At 33.6% G+C, this 21,008-nt stretch carries 20 protein-coding genes; 17 read left to right on the top strand and 3 right to left on the bottom strand.

The annotated features are described in order from the left end of the window. Positions 1-73: 73 nt before the first annotated feature. The 5 genes from RCG20_RS18970 (at position 74) to RCG20_RS18990 (ending at position 7,041) form a co-directional block, all read left to right on the top strand. Positions 74-1,216 carry an MGDG synthase family glycosyltransferase gene (locus RCG20_RS18970; RefSeq protein WP_308181696.1) on the top strand — a complete coding sequence of 381 codons (1,143 nt, stop codon included), beginning with the start codon at positions 74-76 and terminating at the stop codon, positions 1,214-1,216. A gap of 282 nt (positions 1,217-1,498) precedes the next feature. Further along, positions 1,499-2,902, top strand: a complete 1,404-nt coding sequence (locus RCG20_RS18975; RefSeq protein WP_308181697.1) for an MFS transporter — start codon at positions 1,499-1,501, stop codon at positions 2,900-2,902. Between the two features lie 261 nt (positions 2,903-3,163). Next, positions 3,164-5,098, top strand: coding sequence for a lipoteichoic acid synthase (locus RCG20_RS18980; RefSeq protein ID WP_308181698.1), 1,935 nt, complete (start codon positions 3,164-3,166; stop codon positions 5,096-5,098). A gap of 964 nt (positions 5,099-6,062) precedes the next feature. Further along, on the top strand, positions 6,063-6,398 hold the full coding sequence (locus RCG20_RS18985; RefSeq protein WP_308184399.1) for a PadR family transcriptional regulator: 336 nt from the start codon (positions 6,063-6,065) through the stop codon (positions 6,396-6,398). A 4-nt stretch (positions 6,399-6,402) separates the two neighbouring features. Next, positions 6,403-7,041, top strand: a complete 639-nt coding sequence (locus RCG20_RS18990) for a hypothetical protein (RefSeq protein ID WP_308181699.1) — start codon at positions 6,403-6,405, stop codon at positions 7,039-7,041. A gap of 43 nt (positions 7,042-7,084) precedes the next feature. On the opposite strand, the gene RCG20_RS18995 is transcribed toward RCG20_RS18990, so the two are convergent. Both RCG20_RS18995 and guaC read right to left on the bottom strand, forming a co-directional pair. Continuing rightward, positions 7,085-7,777 (bottom strand): putative immunity/bacteriocin fusion bifunctional protein, encoded by a 693-nt coding sequence (locus tag RCG20_RS18995; RefSeq protein ID WP_308181700.1) that lies wholly within the window; start codon positions 7,775-7,777, stop codon positions 7,085-7,087. A 349-nt stretch (positions 7,778-8,126) separates the two neighbouring features. Further along, positions 8,127-9,110, bottom strand: coding sequence for a GMP reductase (gene guaC, locus RCG20_RS19000; RefSeq protein ID WP_308181701.1), 984 nt, complete (start codon positions 9,108-9,110; stop codon positions 8,127-8,129). Between the two features lie 421 nt (positions 9,111-9,531). On the opposite strand from guaC, the gene RCG20_RS19005 reads away from it, so the two are divergent. The 10 genes from RCG20_RS19005 to RCG20_RS19050 all read left to right on the top strand — a co-directional run bounded on the left by RCG20_RS19005 (position 9,532) and on the right by RCG20_RS19050 (position 16,736). Further along, positions 9,532-10,014, top strand: coding sequence for a hypothetical protein (locus tag RCG20_RS19005; RefSeq protein ID WP_308181702.1), 483 nt, complete (start codon positions 9,532-9,534; stop codon positions 10,012-10,014). A 134-nt stretch (positions 10,015-10,148) separates the two neighbouring features. Next, the gene (locus RCG20_RS19010; RefSeq protein ID WP_308181703.1) at positions 10,149-10,586 is read left to right on the top strand and encodes a hypothetical protein; all 438 of its coding nucleotides are present in this window, start codon (positions 10,149-10,151) and stop codon (positions 10,584-10,586) included. Positions 10,587-10,776: 190 nt separating this feature from the next. Then, the gene (locus tag RCG20_RS19015) at positions 10,777-11,019 is read left to right on the top strand and encodes a hypothetical protein (RefSeq protein WP_308181704.1); all 243 of its coding nucleotides are present in this window, start codon (positions 10,777-10,779) and stop codon (positions 11,017-11,019) included. A 336-nt stretch (positions 11,020-11,355) separates the two neighbouring features. Next, positions 11,356-12,369 (top strand): DUF3231 family protein, encoded by a 1,014-nt coding sequence (locus tag RCG20_RS19020; RefSeq protein WP_308181705.1) that lies wholly within the window; start codon positions 11,356-11,358, stop codon positions 12,367-12,369. A 30-nt stretch (positions 12,370-12,399) separates the two neighbouring features. Further along, a complete protein-coding gene (locus RCG20_RS19025; protein ID WP_308181706.1) occupies positions 12,400-12,774 on the top strand; it encodes a DUF3888 domain-containing protein in 375 nt (124 codons plus the stop codon). Positions 12,775-13,062: 288 nt separating this feature from the next. Then, positions 13,063-13,440, top strand: coding sequence for a hypothetical protein (locus RCG20_RS19030; protein ID WP_308181707.1), 378 nt, complete (start codon positions 13,063-13,065; stop codon positions 13,438-13,440). A gap of 559 nt (positions 13,441-13,999) precedes the next feature. Then, complete coding sequence (locus RCG20_RS19035; protein WP_308181708.1) at positions 14,000-14,506, top strand: GNAT family N-acetyltransferase; 507 nt, start codon at positions 14,000-14,002, stop codon at positions 14,504-14,506. Positions 14,507-15,222: 716 nt separating this feature from the next. Continuing rightward, positions 15,223-15,822 carry a hypothetical protein gene (locus RCG20_RS19040; RefSeq protein WP_308181709.1) on the top strand — a complete coding sequence of 200 codons (600 nt, stop codon included), beginning with the start codon at positions 15,223-15,225 and terminating at the stop codon, positions 15,820-15,822. Between the two features lie 93 nt (positions 15,823-15,915). Next, complete coding sequence (locus RCG20_RS19045; protein WP_308181710.1) at positions 15,916-16,146, top strand: hypothetical protein; 231 nt, start codon at positions 15,916-15,918, stop codon at positions 16,144-16,146. Positions 16,147-16,256: 110 nt separating this feature from the next. Next, positions 16,257-16,736, top strand: a complete 480-nt coding sequence (locus tag RCG20_RS19050; protein ID WP_308181711.1) for a hypothetical protein — start codon at positions 16,257-16,259, stop codon at positions 16,734-16,736. 148 nt (positions 16,737-16,884) lie between these two features. Here RCG20_RS19050 and RCG20_RS19055 read toward each other — a convergent pair whose 3' ends face one another. Further along, the gene (locus tag RCG20_RS19055) at positions 16,885-17,319 is read right to left on the bottom strand and encodes a cell wall hydrolase (RefSeq protein ID WP_308181712.1); all 435 of its coding nucleotides are present in this window, start codon (positions 17,317-17,319) and stop codon (positions 16,885-16,887) included. Positions 17,320-17,808: 489 nt separating this feature from the next. Here RCG20_RS19055 and RCG20_RS19060 point away from each other — a divergent pair, with 489 nt between their 5' ends. Further along, positions 17,809-19,434, top strand: a complete 1,626-nt coding sequence (locus RCG20_RS19060; protein WP_308181713.1) for a sigma-54 interaction domain-containing protein — start codon at positions 17,809-17,811, stop codon at positions 19,432-19,434. A 140-nt stretch (positions 19,435-19,574) separates the two neighbouring features. Then, entirely contained in the window at positions 19,575-20,951 is a 1,377-nt protein-coding gene (locus RCG20_RS19065) for an amino acid permease (protein WP_308181714.1), read from the top strand. Positions 20,952-21,008 lie beyond the last annotated feature (57 nt).

The raw sequence follows: 21,008 nt of genomic DNA on the forward strand, positions 1-21,008 counted from the left end.
TTTAAAGACATGAATGTCATTTTTATTCTAGACTAGAGCTCGTGATATTCGAAGTTAAGGAAGGGTTTATTTTATGGGTAAAAAAGTATTAATTATTTCTTCTGATAACACAGGTCATGGACACAAAAGTATTACTGAATCTTTGTGTGAAAAGATTAGAATGGCAGCTGAAATTGAAGTACATGTGGTAGATGGCTTTTCGCTTGGTGGAAATCCACTGCTGAATATTGGCAAAACATATGGACCCATCACGAGAAAATCTGAAAATCTATGGGAGATGGTATTTAATTTTTCAGCGGATAACCCAACATTAATTAATAAATTTATCGAAATTCTTATCAAAAATAATTTTCTTAAATTACTTGATGAAGTAAAACCAGATATGATTTTATGTGTACATCCAAATTTTAATGGTTCTATTTTAAATATCTTAGAAAAACAATCTATTAAAATTCCATTTATAACGCTAATTGCAGATCTGGTGAACATATCCCCACTTTGGGCAGATAAGAGAGCTGATTACATCATTAGTCCAACGATTGAGGCGCGTGACAAGTGTATAGGATATGGCGTTCCAGCTGAGAATATTAAAGTTTTAGGATTTCCTGTTCGCTCGAGTTTTTTCAGAAATAGTTCAAATAAAAAAGTTAGTTACCTGAGCGGGACACCTTTAAAATGCTTAATCATGAGTGGTGGCGAGGGTGTAGGGAATATGAAGAATATTGCTGAAATCTTGCTTGATCATTTTGATAGTAAAGTGAAAATTGTCGCCGGAAGAAATGCAAAGCTAAAGACAATGCTGGAACAATCGCTTAAGAGCAAATATGGAGATAAAGTTGAAATTTATGGCTTTACTAAAAATATTCAAGATCTCATGTTCGAGTCAGATATTGCTTTTACACGGGGGAGCCCAAATGTCATGTTTGAGGCGGTTTCGTCAAATACACCAATTATTATAACAGGTGCTCTACCTGGTCAAGAAGAGGACAATCCAGCCTTTGCTGAAAAATTAAATTTGGGTGTGATCTGTAAAGATACAAGTGAAATTAAACCAACGATCACGCAATTACTTGAAAACAATGCGGAAAAACTAAATAATATTATTAATTGCCAAAGAAATTTTATCAAACCACAAGTATCCGAAGAAATAATCCAATTCATTTTAGAAGTCGAAAATCGGTTTGAGTGGAACTTAGAGCTTGCTAAATCCGTTTAAAAGGCTATCCCAATCAGTAAACAGCTTTATTTTTTGAAAAAATGACACACTAATGGTGAGGAGCATGATGTTCCTTACCTTTTCTACATGTTTAGGTAATAACCAGCACTATTTATAAAGAAAAGAAAACTCGCCGATTGGCGAGCCCCCTAAGGGCGATGATTAGGTGCAGTTGCCCTTATGCGCTAGCAGAATTTATGGATATAAATTCTGATTAGCCGAAAACAGCCATATTAAAAGGCCAAATAGAATCATTATATATATAAAGGGGTTTTTGTGTTTTTGAAAAGGACTAATACCAAAATGGTATTCACAATAGTTGTATTTATTGCCCTTGCTGCTTTCGATAACATAATCATTGGCTTATTTCCGCCACTTTTTCATTATATTGCAAAGGATTTGAATGTAGGAATAGCTAAATTGGGCACAGTTTCAGCTGTAAATATTTTAGTTGCAGCCATTTCTTCTGTTTATTGGGGCTTTCTCTCAGGAAAATTTAAACGTAAAAAATTGATTATGATCGGTACTTTCATTTGGGTTGTGTCGGTATTTCTGACAGCAATGAGCCAAAGCTATTTACAGCTTCTACTCTTTCAAATAATAACAGGGGTAGGTTTAGGCTGCATTGCTTCGATCGGGTTTAGTGTATTAACTGATACTATTCCGTATGGAAAACGTGGGATGATTTTAAGCCTTTGGGGTATGGCTCAAGGCTTAGGCGGAATCGGCGGCTCCCTTTTGGCTTCTTTAACAGCCACAAATACCAGTTGGCGATGGCCGTTTGAGATCGTCGGCTTTATAGGCTTTTTTCTCATTATTTTATATCTATTTGTAGAAGAACCATCAAGAGGCCAATCAGATCCTGAACTAAAAGGTCTCATGAACAAGGGGCAGTCCTATAATTATTTTATAGAAGCAAAGCATATCTTGCCTATACTATTCAAAGGGAGTAATGTGTTTCTATTTTTTCAGGCATTCTTTATGAATATTGCAACAGGCAGTCTAATATGGATTCCGACATTATTTATTTTTAAAATTCACCAACAGGGATACAGTGTGGAAACAGCTATGATTGCTTCTGGTTATCTTTACGCAGTCTTTCAAATTGGCGGAATGACTTCGGTATACTTTGGCCATCTTGGTGATAAATTTCAAAGGAAGACCTATAAAGGAAGAGCCATTTTCACCTCAATCTTTGTATTTCTTACGATGCCATTTTATATATTTATGTTTTTTATCCCAATGGATAACCTAGTACTCCCTACTGACAATAATGCTTTAAGCATTTTATTTACTTTAATCAAGCAACTATTCATGAATCCATGGATGGCTTTATTGTTTGTTTTATCTTTGTTTGCTTCTGCCGCGCAATCTGCAAACACTCCAAACTGGCTTGCGCTAATTACAGATGTTAATTTTCCAGAACATCGAGGGGCAGCGTTTAGTGTTGCTAATCTATTCAATAGTTTAGGCAGAACGATTGGAAATATAGGTGTCGGAATCGTGCTCGGCATGATCTCAATTCGCTACCATGAACCTACAAGCTATATGATTACCTTGTCGATCCTGCAAATTTTTCTAATTCCATCAGCACTATGCTATCTTTATATGGCAAAGAAAAATATATCCGACATACATAATGTGAAAGAAACATTAAAGCTACGATCTGAACAAGATATACCTTGATAGCATGATAAAAGCAATTTTTTTTATTTTTGGCAATTTTGGTATAAAATATAAAGTGGTAGATTTAATGTAGTGATTCTACATGTTTCTTTTTCTTGGCTAATCAGAATTTATATCCATAAATTCTGCTAGCGCATAAGTGCAACTACGCCTCTGTCATCGCCCTTAGGGGCTTGCCAATCGGCGAGTTTTCTTTAGATAGGTTAGCGAGAAAAATAAATGCTAGAAGTTAAATAAAAGCGTGCGGTTAGGGGGAGTACCATGAATAACATTTTTCAAAAAGCTCAAAGTATGTTAAATAGATATATCGGCTTTTTCTTTGTGGCTGTATTCTTCCTGTGGTTGAAAACATATATTGCACAAATAACACAGTTTAAATTAGGGATTGAAGGCCCATTTCAGCATTTTCTTGTTTTTATTAATCCACTTGGTTCATCTATGCTTTTTTTAGGTCTGGCCTACTTTTTGAAGGGACGGAAAAAGTATTTTTGGCTAATGGGTATTTATTTTCTGTTATCTGCACTTCTATACAGCAATATTTTATATAATCGCTTCTTTAATGATTTTATTACAATACCAACGTTAACGCAGACACAAAATGTTGGGGAAATTGGTGGAAGTGTAGTTTCCTTATTTAAACCATATGATTTTTTATTCTTCATCGATTTTATTCTATTAGTAAGTTCACTTGCTTTTCGGTTTGTAAAAATGGATATCAATGATGTGGATCGCCGAAAAGTGGTTGCTTTTTTTTCACTTATATTGGCTATTTCTTGTGCAAATATAGGCTTAGCAGAAATAAATAGACCGGAATTATTAACAAGAGGATTTGATCGGAATTATATTGTAAAATATATCGGTTTATACAATTACACTATTTATGATGCAATTCAAAGTACGAGTGCCTCAACACAAAGAGTTTTGGCAAATAGCAATGACATAACAGAAGTCTATAATTATACAAAATCTAATTATGCTGAACCAAACCCAGAGTACTATGGAGTTGGAAAGGGAATGAATGTGATTTATTACCATCTTGAGTCATTCCAGAATTTCCTTATCCATTATAAATTAAGGGGAGAAGAAGTAACACCATTTTTAAACTCATTAACGAGTGATAAAAACACCATTTACTTCGATAACTTTTTCCATCAAACAGCTCATGGTAAAACGTCTGATGCTGAATTTATGTTGGAGAATTCCTTATATGGTTTACCTCAGGGTTCGGCATATATGTTAAAGAGTTTAAACACGTACCAAGCTGCACCAGCCATTTTAGATCAACAAGGATATACGTCCGCGGTCTTTCACGGGAATTCAGGGAGTTTTTGGAATCGTGATGAAATTTATAAGTCATTTGGATATGATCATTTTTACGATTCAAACTACTATAAAATGGACCCTGAGGATCTAGTACAATATGGGGTAAAGGATAAGCCGTTTTTAAAGGAATCCATGCCACTCCTAAAGTCACTACCACAGCCATTTTATACGAAGTTAATAACGGTTTCGAATCATTTTCCGTTTCCGATTGATGAAAAAGACGCTACAATTGAGCCGGATAATACGGGGGTCTCATCTGTCGACACATACTTTCAGACGGCCCGTTATGCAGATGAAGCTTTAAAGCAGTTTTTTACTTCCTTAAAAGAGTCTGGATTAGCTGACCATACCATTGTGATTATGTATGGCGATCATTATGGGATTTCAAAAGATAATGATAAGGAAATGGAACAAGTTCTTGGGAAACCAATTACGCCATTTGAAAGCGCAGGATTGCAACGGGTACCTCTTTTTATTCATGTTCCTGGTATAAAAGGGGAAGTGAACCATGAATACGGGGGTCAAATTGATGTTCTCCCAACACTCCTTCACTTGTTAGGGGTGGATAGTAAAAAGTATGTTCAATTTGGAACCGACCTGTTATCTAAACAACATGATGATCTAATTCCTTTCCGAAATGGTGACTTTGTAAGTTCAACCATCTCAGCTGTTGAAGGAACATTCTATGATTCAAAAACTGGATTGGAGATAGGACCTGATAAATTAGCAGAGGCAGAGAAAGACCAACAAATTGTCGAAGAAAAACTATCCCTATCAGATAAAGTAGTTAATGGTGATTTACTGCGTTTCTACACTCCTAGAGACTTTATTCCAGTGGATCGATCAAAATATAACTATCAAAAGACCGAGTAATAATGGATTAATTGCGGAGTAAGTCGTAGGCTTAGAAAAACAGTTCTTAAAGGATATTGAAAAACAGTTTTAGTTTTTGAAGAAATGATAGTAATTTAACCACACGAACCCCCTCTTTAAGGTGAAGAGGGGGTTCGTGTATATTCTTTTTCTCTTCCTAAACAGCACTGTGGTAAAGGTTACGGTAAATATAAACGTCTAAAAAACCAGTACAATAAGAATCCAATGTAATAGGTGATTAGATCATTTAGGTCTGAAGTAGAATTTTTATAAAATGGAGTGATAAACTCCCAAAAACAGCCCACTGTTAAAATAAAGATACTTAAAACTATGAAATTTAAATAAATCTTTTTTAGGAAAATTTTTAGAAGAATGTTTGTGTAGGACAGAAGAAAAACAGGAGCTAATAAGTCATTAAAATATCCAGTAAAAAATGATTGGAAGGGGATATTGATCTTTTTAAAGAAGAGCTCATTTAAACCGTACATCATTAAACAAATGCAAAAAATAACAATATCCTGGAGGGAATTTTTAACACTAGTTTTAATCATATCTAACATACTGAAAGGATAATGACGGCTAGGATAATTCCGCCAGCAACGCCTAAAATTATCTTGAACACTATTTATCACCTCTTGTGTGATTTGAAATGTCGTATGCCTTTACTACCATAATATGTAATTTCTTTGTTAAATAACACTACAAGATAGCACTTCAATTGATGGGTTCCAGAACCCCAATACTGATATGATGATGGGAAAGACTGAATCAATAAAAATGGTTATAGGAGGGGGAAGTGTAATACAAACGAAGCCTAATCGTGTTCTTTGATTCCACTAGACGGTAAAAAAATGCTTTTGGGATGAAGAATGAGAATATGAACTATGTAGTAAAATTAGCCTATTTTAAAATGTAGCCACTATGTATGATTGATATCTATATTCCAATCGTATATAATCAAAATATGGAAAAAAATGATAATTGGTTTATACAGCTACGTAAAGGTGTTTTTGAAGTTGCAATTCTTTCACTAATAAGTAAAAAAGCTAAATATGGATATGAAATAACAAGTGAGTTAAATAAGATAAAAGCTTTTCAATTACCAAATGGATCTATCTACCCAATCCTAGGCAGGCTTACAAAAAACGGTTGGGCTTTGTCTTATTGGGAAGATTCAATTGATGGGCCCAAAAGAAAATATTATGAAATAACAACAAAAGGGAATGACATTTTAAAGGAAAGGTTGGAAGGTTACAAAACCATCTACGATTCAATTTTATCTTTAAGTAAGGGAGAATAAACGTTTGGATAAACAGTATTTCTTTTCAAACAATTTAATTCAGTCATACATTAATGAATTAAGTCGGAATTTACTTGGTTTGCCCCAAAATATTATAGAGCAACATATTTTAGAAATAAAATCGGATTTATATGAAAACGCGATCGAAAAATCAAAAGCTGGATTTTTAGAAAGAGAAATTCCTCAATATGTAGTAACAGAGTTCCTTTCACCACAGAAACTTGCGATTGAAATAATCGAAGAATACGGCGAAATAGAATTTAGCGAATCGAATAGGGCAGTAAACTTTATAAAATATTATACTGCTTTATCTATGGGCTCTTTAGGTGCAATGGCCATTCCAATTGCAATGGGTGGTATCAATATATCCGCAAATCTTCCTTTTGCTCTAGCATTTATATTCTCCAATGTCTGGATTATATTTGGTAAGATCCCATGGAACATTACGACACTGAATTTTTTAAAAAGGATTATGAAAATAAGGGATTTGCTTATTGCTATAGCATTTGGGTGCTTTGCTATACGAATCATCATAGCTAAGGAAATTGAAAGCTTCACTTTATATTATTTCATGATTTATTTACTTGTATTGATAATGTATATTATGTTTTTGAAATCATTCTACAAAAGAAAACAAGCTTAGTTTGTTACCTGAGCTTGTTTTCACTAAGTAAATAATCAGTTCATTAAGTGTAAGAACACCCTATATTAAATGCGATATAACAACCTAAACTCGCTACTCCACCAATTATAGGAAAAAAGAATGCAAGGCCACCAAAAGCAGCGGTACAAGCAATTATACCCGCCATACTACAAGCAAAACTTACTCCATTAAATTTAAAACTATAGGCAGTTAATTGAGAAGATGATTCTTGATTTTTGTCGTAAAGTGCAATCTTAGAAGAATCGCCTTTTCCATTAAACTTAAAAACATCATATCTAACAACTTCATCTTTTTCTAAATCCACCCAAACTTGCTTTCTAGCAACTTCTTGATTCCCTTTTTGAATAAAAAAGCTAGTATACACACCCACGGATTTGTAAGTAATACCTTTATCAGTTAAATTTTCAAAAGTAATGTAATTATCAGCCATATTTTCTTCTTTAAAGTCATCTTTTTTTAGTTGTTCTAACTCTAAAAAGAAATCCTTATCTTTGGTTTTTACTAACCTGTTTATCTGGGATTTTGTTTTGTTATCAACTTCTAGATTAGTAGTTGTACCTGCTTTTGCTAATTCCGCAATAGTAGAATCAAGGTCAGCACACGATGGGCAAGCGGTTTGAATTACACTTGCTTTTGTTTTAATTGGTTGTCCAGTGAACAGCGTCAACAACAAAACCATTAGGGCCATACCAACGTACATCGCTTTCTTTAACAAATTTTTCACACTCCCATAATATATATTTTTATTACAATTTAAATGTTACTAAATATTTCCTATTTATTACAGAGCCTTTTTTACTATCTTTATACATTTTTAGAAAAAATAGTAATTTCAAATTGTGAATTGAAAGATTTGTTTAGCAGCAATGAGTGGACAGACAACACAACCTGCCCCATTTTTCTATTCGACTCGATTATCACGATCGTTTATATCAATATCGTCTTCGATAAGATCTTCTTGCTTGGTGCTTCTCTGCCCTAAATGGAAAAATAGCCAAAAAAAAGATGAGCAAATACAAAAGTACCTCGCTCATCTAGCTATACGTTTATAAATTATTCAAACCTTAATAAACCTTATCACCATTAAAGATTGAATTCTTCACGACGACATAATCTACATTACGGATTGCTTCTAGTTTGTTTCCTCCAGAATAAGAAATAGCAGATTGAAGATCTTGCTCCATTTCGATCAAAGTATGTTTTAAAGAGCCTTTGTGCTCCACAAACATTTTTTTGCCTTCTACATTTTTCTTTTCACCTTTTTGAAATTCCGAAGCTGAACCGAAGTATTCTTTAAAGTGCTTTCCATCTTTCACAATTGTTTCTCCTGGAGATTCTTCATGACCAGCAAATAGGGAACCAATCATGACCATCGATGCCCCAAATCTAACTGATTTAGCTATATCCCCATGTGTACGGATCCCTCCGTCTGCAATAATAGGCTTACTTGCAGCCTTTGCACACCAACGAAGTGCAGCTAATTGCCAGCCACCTGTTCCAAATCCAGTTTTAATTTTAGTGATACATACCTTACCAGGTCCAATACCGACTTTCGTCGCATCTGCGCCAGCATGTTCTAATTCTCTCACTGCTTCTGGAGTTCCAACATTACCTGCAATAACAAAACTATTTGGTAGGTGTTTCTTAATATGCTGAATCATCTCGATCACTGCATTGGAATGGCCATGGGCGATATCAATCGTAATGAATTCCGGTGAAAGATTTTCATCAGCTAATTGTTGGATGAATCGATATTCATCTTCTTTGACTCCAACACTTATAGATGCGATTAACCCGCGTGAGTTCATTTCTTTAATAAATGATACTCGTTTCTCTGGTTCAAAGCGATGCATTACATAAAAGTAACCATTTTCAGCTAAGTAAATTGCAATTTTTTCATCAATAATTGTCTGCATATTTGCAGGCACTACAGGTAACTTAAATTTATGCCCGCCTAATGTTACAGATGTATCACACTCAGAGCGGCTATTTACTATACATTTTGCAGGAACTAATTGAATATCTTCGTAATCAAATACATTATCCATAAATTGCACCCCTAAACACGAATATTACATATCGATTAAATAAAAACGTTCGTACATTTGATAATTTACCTTATTTTTATCATTATGTCAAAGTTTTTTGCCAAATATGTATAAAACAAAAGAGGGGCTTAAATAGCTAAAAGATTAAGAAAGATAACTTTTTATTATTCGAAAAAATTCTTTTAATTGTAAAGGTCTTTAAGGGTTTAAATAATTTTTGAAATTGGATAAAAGGTACAATCTCTTTAGAAAAAAATGCGTAGCATGATGGTAAGAAAGGAATGAACTATATCATTCGGTCCTTTCCATACTTTTTAGGGAGGTGTTACTTTATGGAGCAAACTCTTTCACCACAAGATATCCAAAAGGCTGTAGATGATGTAATGGTAACTGGGAATGGAGATTATTTGTTTCAAGATCCTTGTTCCGCAGGCCCATTGAGCAGACGTTCATCCAGACGTCGTTCATCAAGACGCTCGTCAAGGCGTTCATCCAGACGTCGTTCAACCAGACGTTCAACCAGACGTTCATCAAGGCGTTCATCCAGACGTTCGTCAAGACGTTCGTCAAGACGTTCGTCAAGACGTTCGTCAAGGCATTCGTCAAGACGTTCGTCAAGACGTTCATCCAGACGTTCGTCAAGGCGTTCATCAAGACGTTCGTCAAGACGTTCATCCAGACGTTCGTCAAGACGTTCATCAAGGCGCTCATCCAGACGTTCATCAAGACGTTCGTCAAGACGTTCATCAAGGCGTTCGTCAAGACGTCGTTCATCCAGAAGGCGTCGGACTTAACAAATCAGCAGCACAGACAGATTTTTAGAGTGTCAGGCATCCTTTTAATTGATGCCTGGCACTATTCAAGTGGAGAAAATAGTAAATATACGAAAAAAGTGAATGTTTGAGACATAGATCGATTCCTATGGAGTTGGGCTTTTTTTTTTATAGGGATTTTTTGAATCCAATTGAAACTACATTTTTTCTTTTGAATTATAGAATTTGTGGCAATACTGAATAAACATGCAGGAGGTGGATTCATATGTTGGATTTTATTTTAAATCATTTATTTGTCATTATTGCTTGTGGTGTTTTACTTATGGTTTTGCCTCTCATCTTTCGTACTTTTATAAAAATTATCCTTGTACTGGCTGCAATAGCCGTGTTAGGAAGTATTTTTTACGGCCCTAATTTTCTTAACAACATGCAAAAGCCAATTGCAGCTACCCAAAAAATTGCGCAATCCACTATTCAACCAGTTATTAAAAGTGAAGTGGAAAATGCAAAATTTGAATACAACTCAACCACAAAACAATATGTGATCAAAAGTAATTTATTCAAATTAGAAGGAGTCTTGGATCAGGACAAAGCTAATATTATTATTAATGGTAAGAAACATACCATTGATGTCACGTTCTTAAAATCCTTTATTGAAAAGCAAATTGCCCAACAAACGACACAACAAACTAAAATTATATAACTACAGGTTTGATTGCTTTATCTCTAAAAAATCTTAGGGGTAGATGCTTTTTAGAAGGATGTCCAATTTTTCCAACCTATAAAAATTCAATTCAAAATGTGTTGTATTTCTGACACATTGATTTAAATGTTTCTATGCTATTCTAAAATTATATTTTTAATTAAACTATAAAATCTTTGGAGGGATAGTAATGTGCCACGGTTGTTCAACAAATTTAAAAGATGGGAAAGACATCGTTGATCATGTTAAAAGTAAAGGGAAAGAAAACTTTGCACCAACAGTAATGCATGAGATTAACTGCGAGTGTGGAGAAACTTTTGCATTAGAAACAGTTGTTATGAACTGCCCAAAATGTGAAATGACCTATGGGGTAACACCTTGTGGGTCAGATGATAAAAATAATATAAAGCCTGCTGGCATAAAATACGCATAATCACCTAATTGCTACCGAGAACAACGATGTTAAAGTACATAAGAATTCTAAAATATAATTTCATCATGATTTTACCCAATTAAATTCAAGAAGATTAGGTTGCTGCTGCAGCCTTTTTTTATTGGGCTAACGGATTAGCTAAGTGGAAGAAGAGTAATAGTAAATCTCGAAAAGATTCATAAGAAATACTTATGTAATATCATAATAATATTATAATTAACTTATGCACTTAAGTAAGTTTCTCCTTCAAGGAATAAGGCAAATGCGTTAATTAGCGTAAAGGAATAGTGCAATGTAAAATAAGGCAATCTAAGGAAAAACAACGAGGTGTTAAGTATGAATTCTATTCATAAACCTAAATTGACTTCTGCAGAGATTGCGGCACTTTGGTCGCAGTATCTCAACGAAACGGCAGGACTTTGTTTTCATAAATACATGATTGAATACATTGAGGATCAGGAGATCAAAGACGTCTTTGAATACTCGATTTCTCTCGGTTCTAATCATTTAGAGAAAATAGAAGAGTTCTTTGTAAGTGAAGGATTTCCAGTTCCAATCGGTTTCACGAATCATGATGTGACACTAGACGCACCACCCCTTTTTTCTGACACATTTTGTTTGTATTATTTAAATATCATGACCATCCATGGGTGTCATGGATATAGCGGGGCAATCACAACAAGTACTCAACATGACGTTCGTGACTACTTTACGAGATGTAACGCGTCTGCAGTCGAAATATGTAATCGTGCAAAGAATATTTTGCTCGAAAAAGGTTTATACTTCCGACCTCCCGTGATCTTACCACCTGAAAAACCTGACTTTGTTAAAAATGAAAATTTTTTAGCAGGCTGGTTTGGTGAAAAAAGACCACTAAGTTGTATTGAAATTACTGATATTTACTTTAATTTAAAGAAGAGCATAGTGGCAAAAGCTTTAACAGTCGCCTTTAGCCAAGTCACCCAATCTAAGAAAGTTAAAGATTTGCTATTGAAAGCGGTTGATACGAAAGACAGCCATATCCAAATGTTTCATGACTTATTGGATATCGAAAACCTGCCATCTCCACCCACTATCGAATCAGAAATAACTGATTCCACCACTTCTCCGTTTTCGGACAAACTTATAATGTTTCAGGTAGGGTTCTTATTCTCAACTGCAATGGTGTATTACGGGACGGGATGGGCGTCATCACCAAGAAGGGACTTGAGTCCGAAATATTTGAAGGCTATTTCTGGAGATTTCCAAATTGGAAACGATTGGATTGACTTAATGATCGAGAATGGTTGGCTCGAACAACCTCCATTAGCAGAAGATCGAAATAAATTAGTGAAAATGAATAAGAGTTAAATCATGATCAAATACTGAGTTGGTGGTTAATTGAAAAAGCTATTATCAGTATTACTATTTTTATGTTTTATGGCAGTATTATCACCCAATTCTTCAAAAGCTACTGAATTACCTCAAGACGTGTTGGAAGAAGTGTTAATTAAGCAATTGCAGGAACCAATTCTCTTTATAGTAGGGAGAGATTGGTTTAGGGGTAAAGAGAAAATATTAGAGATAAAGCAGGACAAACAGAACATTGATTTAATTAACGTAACAGTTCAAGTTGTATGTTTCTATGGCCCACATAACCCGCCGTATACGGAAGAGATAATAACTTTTAGCATAGCTGGCAACAAAGTCAGGCCTATTGATTATTTCAACAGAGTAATACCAGAAAATGATTGGCATAAATTCCAACTAGAGTAAGTGCTTATTCAACGGAGCGTTTCCACTAAGTGGAGGCGCTTTTTTCCAAAAGGTAGGGAGTTTAAGAACAGAACTGATTCTTTTATGTCGTATAGCACTGGATTTGGTTGATAACCTTCTCAGAGTGTTGATTTGATAATCGATATTCTCGAAATCCTTCTCGATTGATGATATGATACAGATTTTTGATATCCTACTCAAAAAACATCGGGGGAAATACAATTTCTTAAAAGCAACAACCTCTTAAAAAAGTGCCTAATAAATTATAAAACCCTTGGTGATAATTAAATGAAGAAAAATATTTTCACAATCTTTATGTATGTGTTAGCTATAGTAGGTTTGATAATTACATTATTTATCGTATATAAGAACATTGATAATTCATTTGCCACTAAATTTGTAATTGGTTATGTCATTTTTCTTTTTTTATTTCTTTTTTATTTCGGTACTTTATCAATAATAAATTTAAGAAAATTAAAATGGGTAGAGATCAGAAAAAGGTTATATAAATTTATTATTAGTTTTATTCTAATTAGTTGTTTTGCTTTTATTTTTTATTATTTTAAAAAACCCTCAGAAATAAATTTTTATAAGATTTTATTTTTGCCTCTAGCAATATCACTAGGTTCAGCTTTTTCGGATTTACCATTCTTAGGAAAAAAATAAAATGATTCTCTTCAACAAACGGTAGCATTAATCCAAGAAGGATTAGTGCCTTTTTATGTTGTACTATTAGGCAGGCAAGTTGATTAAGGCCTTCTTTGTGTACAATCAAATTTGTTGAATTGTTGATATCCTTTTAAATTTGTTCGATAAGTTCCTGGATTTCGTCGATATAAATTTGAATTGTCGATATCCCTTTTAAATTGTTGATATAACACTGGATTTGGTCGATAACCTTCCTAATTTGGTCAATAAGTTCCTGGGTTTGGACGATATAAATTTGAATAGATGTTATGGCATAGATTTTGATATCCTTCTCAAAAAAATCGGGGGAAACATAATCTCTTAAAAGCAACAACCTTTTAGAAAAGAGCCATTTTTAAAGATGGAATTGTTGAAGGGGAACTGAAGGCAATTGAATTGCCAAAGTAAATGAAATCCTTTATCTTTTCTACTTTTAAGTAGCTCTATTTGAGCTTCCAGTATAACTGATTATTTTTTGAAAAAGCCAAGAATTGAATGAAACAACAAGATATCGAAATAAGTGAAGGGGGTTAGAGTTATGATTGTTTTGAAAACTGAGAGGTTATATTTGAGACAATATAAAGAAGAGGATACACGTATTCTTTTACCTATTTTTTCAGATGTTGAAACAATGAAATATTACCCAGCACCATTAAGCTTTGAACAAACTCAAAACTGGATTAAAAAAAACCAAGAAAGATATCAAGAAGATGGCTATGGATTATGGGGAATCTGTTTGAAGGAAACGAACGAATTAATAGGCGATTGCGGGCTAGTTAAACAAAATGTAGATGATATAACAGAGGTTGAAATTGGCTACCATATCAATAAAAAGTATTGGTCAAATGGATTTGCTTCAGAAGCAGCTAGAGGGTGCAAGGAATATGGCTTTAATCAATTAGGTTTAAATAAGTTGATAAGTATTATTGACCCAAGAAATATTCCATCAATTCGTGTGGCAGAGAAAATTGGTTTCACTAAAGAAAAGGAATTCTTTATGTTTAACAAAAACCATTATATATATTCTGGATCTAAAGAAACATAAGGAACGCTTATTAAGTTTTAACCCCACTTCAACTTTGCTATTTCTAAAACAGCTCCGATCCATCTGTAGCCAGTTTAAGTACTTTCACTTTATCTTTCTTTGTTAAAATAATTACAATATACATTTACGAAAATCAAATTTAAGTGTTTTTACAATATAAATCTCATCGTTTTTTAGTATTTTGAAAAGGGTATGGAAAATCAATGAATTAATATGTTGACGTTTTAGCGCTTTTTAAGGAAAAAACATATGAACATACGTAAAGGTGCATTAATTACACTTTAGCGATTTCTATGCTTACGTTTGTTAGCCTGTTCAGCAGCCAAAGCCTGTCCGATTTCCGGGTACTTCATATACAGAATTAAACTTCTACCGTCCTTGTAGTAAACATTTATGTTTGGCGTATAGTGAGTTATCTGAGGTTTAAGCAAGTTAAGCGAGAGCTTGCACAAGGAATCTAGAACTCGTGTTTAAAAAAGGATTGCTTCGGCAATCCTTTTTTCTTTACTAACGTAAGCAGGTTAGTTTTATAAGATGTCCCCTTTTTAAAGAGAAAATGTTGCCTTTGTTGTGAAAAATCGCATTATTAAAATATAAAATTACGCTTTTTCATCCTTTATTCAAATTAAATTTAAGAGTAAATAAATTATCGGCTATTTATCCAATATATAGTAAAATATATATGGGCTAATTCTATTTCAAAAGGGGGGTAATTATTGAAAAACATATTTACTATATTTATTATAGTGGCTTTAGCTTTGGTAAGTTGTAGCCAAGAAAGAACAACTTCACTCGAGAAAAGTAAATCAAAAAAACACACCCAAACATCTATGAATAAAAATAGCCATGCCTCTACAACTGATTCAAAGAACCCTAATTCTAAGACAAATTCCACAAACCATACTGCGGTTGCCAAGTCGAATATTCCAGTAGAAAATAGCAATAACATAAATCTTAATAAACTTACTATTACTTTTCCATCAAACTGGTCAAAAAGAGGAAACGAAAATGAACTATTTTTTGATGACGAAAATAAAAAGCCAGTTGGTGGAATCACTTTGGTTGGGTATTATGGTGATTACAATTCTACTCTGCCAAACCATAGTGAAATATTGAATACAGAAGATATAGATGTAAGTCTTGGCAAAGGTAAACTGTTTACTCTCAAACGAAGTAATCCTGCCGATTCTAATAATAATGAAACATGGAATGAAATACATGCTGTTGTACCTGCAAATAAAAATAATCTTGCTTATGATATATGGATAAAGGGAAAAAAGAATATTCTTTTAAACATTTTAAAAAGTATACATTAGAGTATTGATTAGATATTCTGTTGTGAAGCTCGGCTTCATGGATAACTTGCGGGTCATACATTAACCTTAAATAATAATCGGAGAAAATAAATTATGACATTTTTATACATAGGAATTAGTTGTGTTATTGTTGGATTTGGCCTAAGTTCACTTAGCTTTTATGAAGTTGTGGATAACTTAAAAATCCTATCTGAAGAGCCAAGTAAGATAAGAAAGGTAGCCCTTCTCTTCTTTACCATATTTGAATATGTAACAGGGATATTTTTGTTTGGGATTTTGCTGATATTGTTTGGCATTTTTGCAATAGTATATACCTTTTTATGATTTTAGTTTATTTACTAAGTTTTGCTTGTAAAAAAATTGTATGTGATTTACCATTAATTATAAATAATGTAAAAAAACTAAAAGCGTATTTTTAAAAAGGAGGGATGGTATTGAAAGGTATTAGGATTTTATTATATATAATGATTATCATTATTTTCCTAAGTGGTTGTGTAAACAAGGAAGAACATAGTAAGAGTATTGTGATGAATATACCCAACATCAATGATTATACCTCTTTGCATATACAACCGATTGACAAAAATGGAAGTACTTCTGAAGAAAAAGAAACAGCTATTAATGATAAGAAAAAGATTCGTGAGTTGTTAAATAAAGTTAATAAAATGGAGGTCGTCAAGTCCCCAAGTAAAGATTTTAATGAAAGATCCAAAGAGAAAAATCATCGTCCAAGTTATCTGGTTTTTTTATTGGGCCCTGAACATATGGATGATAGGGTGTTTGGTATGATTTTTTTCAAAGATGGTAGTATCCAATTTCAAGAACCTGACAAAAACAAAAAGAAAATGATGTTATATCTATCGAAAGAAAAACATCCAAACCTACTTAAAGAATTATTGGGGCTAACATTATAAAGAGCATCAGTTTTGATGCTCTTTAATTTTTATAAATATCAACAATATTATTTAACATGGCCATGGAGAAAAGCAATAATCGCATTGAAAATAATGGGACCATAAAGAAAAATATAAAAAATCCCACAAATTGTGGGGAGGCGTTTTTTTACCAACTATATGCACTAGGACATTCTTTCGGCTCATAATAACAATGCTGTTTATATTGCCCTGCAGCCGGTTGATCATACCATGTAGGTGGACATGGAGCATGAGGATTAAAATACCATAAGGAATGTTTAGCCGGAAATTGTCTCCAGTAATCTAAGGTTTGTTTTGCTAATCTTTTCTCTCTACTTCTCGGACCTTGGTAAAACACATTTCCTTTTTGAACAGCTTCAAAAGAATAATTTCCTCCTTGTACTTGAAAAATTACTTGAGGAACTGTCCTTAATCCTTTAAAGTCTAAACAATCTGCTTTTAGACGATTAACTATTACATTCCCTACAAGCAACATTCCCAATTTTCCTTCACCTTCGGCTTCTGCTCTCATCATCCTTGCCATCAGATCAACATCAGATGATCTATATTTTGCTCTCGGCATCCTTTTCACCTCCGATTTAAATGTATTTATAAAATGCCTACTTTATGTTATATGGGTACATTTTTGAAATAAAAAATCTTAATCATCGGGAGAAAACAAAAATAGAATTAGTACCTTAGCAATCAAATTAACCATATAGAAAAAAGCTAAATGCTAAGTAGTTGAAAAAAAGGTATAATTTCTCAATAATTGAGACGATTATACTAATTATTCTGTATAATTAAAATTGAAATATACTTTTATCTACCTTGAATTAGGTAAAGATAAGGTTCGATCGCACCAACTAGCTGGTTAGTTGAACTAGATAATTATTGATGGTGAATAATGGTATTCGAAACATCGCATATTCTTTTTGTATGAAAGAACCAAAGTCTTAATATACGCTATCCTAAAAATGGGAGGCTCTATTTTGAAATGCATTTTATTTTTGGTGAAAATTCTTTGTTTAAGGTATTCATAGTCTAAAAAATTTTCTTTTAGGAGAACCAAATGAATCTAAATGAAATAATAATTAAAATTGATTTTGAGGACAGGGCGGGTTTAGGATACGAAATATTTGAAGTTTGTGAGAAGAATGATATAGATAAAGTTAGCATGGAGGTAAGTCCTGATCAAGGAATGTTTATTAAACTTCGTGTTAGCGAGGAACGCAAATCTATGTTTCTACAAGATTTAAAGGGAGTTAATGGTGTAATTGAAATTTCATTTAGGAGCCATATGCCTTATGAATCTAGAGAACATAACCTAAACACTATTCTCAATGCAATAAGTGAGGGCGTCGTTGCAATCGATGATAATGGTAAAATAAAACATATAAACAAATTGGCCTGTCAAATTTTTGACTGCACAAGAGAGGAAGCTTTAGGGCTAAGAGCTGATGAACTGTTTGATATGAACCCACCCATTCTCGATACACTCTCAACAGGGCGTCCATATAGATTGATAGAGAGAAAAATAAAAAGAAATCAAAAATTAATTAGAATTCTTACTAGTAGTGATCCAATCCTTGATCCAAAAGGAAGCGTGATTGGGGCAGTTGCAACAATAAAAGACTTTAAAGATGTGGAAGAAATTATTTCAAAGGTAGATATTAAAAGCGGCTTAACGACTTTTGATGATATCATTTATCAAAGTTCTAAAATGAGGTATTTAATTGAGACGGCTAGAACGGTTGCACGTGGTAATTCAACGATCATTCTGAGAGGCGAGAGTGGAACCGGAAAGGAGCTTTTTGCGAGATCCATACATATGGAAGGAAATAGAGCTAATGCCCCTTTTATTGCTATTAACTGTGGTGCTTTACCTGATACTTTATTGGAAAGTGAATTATTCGGTTACGTAGAAGGTGCATTTACAGGAGCATTAAAGGGAGGTAAAAAAGGCATTTTTGAACAAGCTGACAATGGCACCATTTTTTTAGATGAAATCGGGGAAATTTCACCATCTGTTCAGGTACGCTTGTTAAGGGTGCTCCAGGAGGGGGCTATCCGTAGGGTAGGAGGAACCAATGAAATTCAGGTAAATGTAAGGATAATTACTGCAACACATCGAAACCTAGAGGACATGATAAAGAAAGATCTTTTTAGGGAAGATCTCTATTATAGATTAAACGTTATTCCATTGACATTATTTCCTTTAAGGGAACGGGTCGATGATATTCAGCCTATAGCTCAACATCTTGTAAGGAAAATATCTGGAAAATTAAGAAAAAGAGAAGCGCGTTTAACTAAGGAAAGCATAGAACTGCTAAAAGTTCAGGAATGGCCAGGAAATGTCAGACAATTAGAGAATGTTCTGGAACGTGTTATTAATATGATAGATGAACAAGAAATAACCCCCCAACACTTTTATGCCTGGACAGATTTAACAATACCTATTGTAAAAGCAGAAAAAAAATATGATGAAGAATTAAATTTAAAAATACCGTTGGATAAACAATTTCCTAGCTTAAAAGAAATAGTAGCTCAAGTTGAACAACAAGTACTACTGCATGTTTTAAAAGAGCATAAATCTTCTCGGAAAGCAGGAAGGGTCTTAGGCGTTTCTAACACCACTATATTAAACAAGATGAATGCTTTAGGTATAAAGATAAGTGACAAGTTTTTCTATCAGTGACAGAAAAATTTGTCACTTTTTTTAATCACTTATTACATAATGCTTTGAATATTCACTCTTTTCGGATACTTAAATTTGGCATGGAAATTGCATTTGTAATAGGGTGAGGCCTAAAAAACAATTTTTAAAGGGGGGTTTATATGGGTCAACATAACAATGACTTACAAAGAGGACTCAAGAACAGACACATTCAGATGATTGCTCTGGGTGGCGCAATAGGAACGGGCTTATTCTACGGATCTGCAGGAGCTATTAAACTAGCTGGACCTGGAATTATGCTATCTTATTTAATTGGCGGGATAGCAATATTTTTAATTATGAGAATGCTGGGTGAAATGTCTGTAGATGAACCGGTTTCAGGGTCCTTTAGTCATTATGCTAATAAGTATTGGGGCGAGTTTGCGGGCTTTTTATCAGGTTGGAATTATTGGTTTAATTATATTGTAGTTAGTATGGCTGAGTTAACTGCTGTAGGAATTTATATTAACTATTGGTGGCCGAATGTACCTCATTGGGTATCCGCATTAGTATTTCTTGTACTGATTACATTGGCTAATCTAGTACATGTAAAGCTATATGGTGAATTTGAATTTTGGTTTGCTATTATCAAGGTAGTTGCAATAATTGGAATGATTATTCTTGGCACAATCATAATTTTTACTGGTTTAGGCGGTAATGCAACTGGTTTTAGTAACCTTTGGTCTCACGGTGGATTTATGCCAAATGGTTTATGGAATTTCTTGTTGTCTCTGGTGATCGTTATGTTTTCTTTTGGTGGTATTGAGCTTATTGGTATCACTGCAGGTGAGGCTGAAAATCCCAAGAAGACAATACCTAAAGCTATTAACCAGGTAATGTGGCGAATCCTTATTTTCTATGTCGGTGCATTGGCAGTAATGATGATCATCTATCCATGGAATAAGGTAGGTATGAATGGAAGCCCATTTGTTCAAATCTTCTCGAAAATGGGTATCACATCAGCAGCAGTAATATTAAATATAGTAGTTTTAACTGCAGCACTTTCCGTTTATAACAGTGGTATTTACAGTAATGCACGAATGCTATATAGCTTAGCTAAACAGGGTAATGCACCTAAATTGTTCACTAAATTAAGTAAAGATGGTACCCCTGTTGCGGGTGTTCTAGTATCATCAGCTCTTACACTAGTAGCTGTTATTTTAAACTATTTGATTCCAGGAAAAGTATTTATGTATCTAATTTCTGTAGCTGTTATTGCCGCGGTTATTAGCTGGGTAACTATTATAATTGTAAATCTTAAATTCTGGAAAGCTAAAGCTAGTCAAAATATTGAATTTAAAACTCCATGGCACCCAGTTTCAAACTACGTTTGTTTAGCTTTTATGGCCATGATAGTAGTTTTAATGACTCAAATTGACGATATGAAAATGGCTGTTTATATTTTACCTATTTGGTTGCTCATTCTTTGGGCTGGCTTTAAATTAAAAAAATCTTTACTGAGTAAATCAGAAAATCATAACAATACCCATAAACTGTAGCTTTAAAGTGTTTTTGACTGTTCTAAGGAGTAATTATAATTTCAAGGAGGAATTCAC

Source organism: Neobacillus sp. PS3-40, from assembly GCF_030915485.1.
Classification (GTDB): domain Bacteria; phylum Bacillota; class Bacilli; order Bacillales; family Cytobacillaceae; genus JAUZPL01.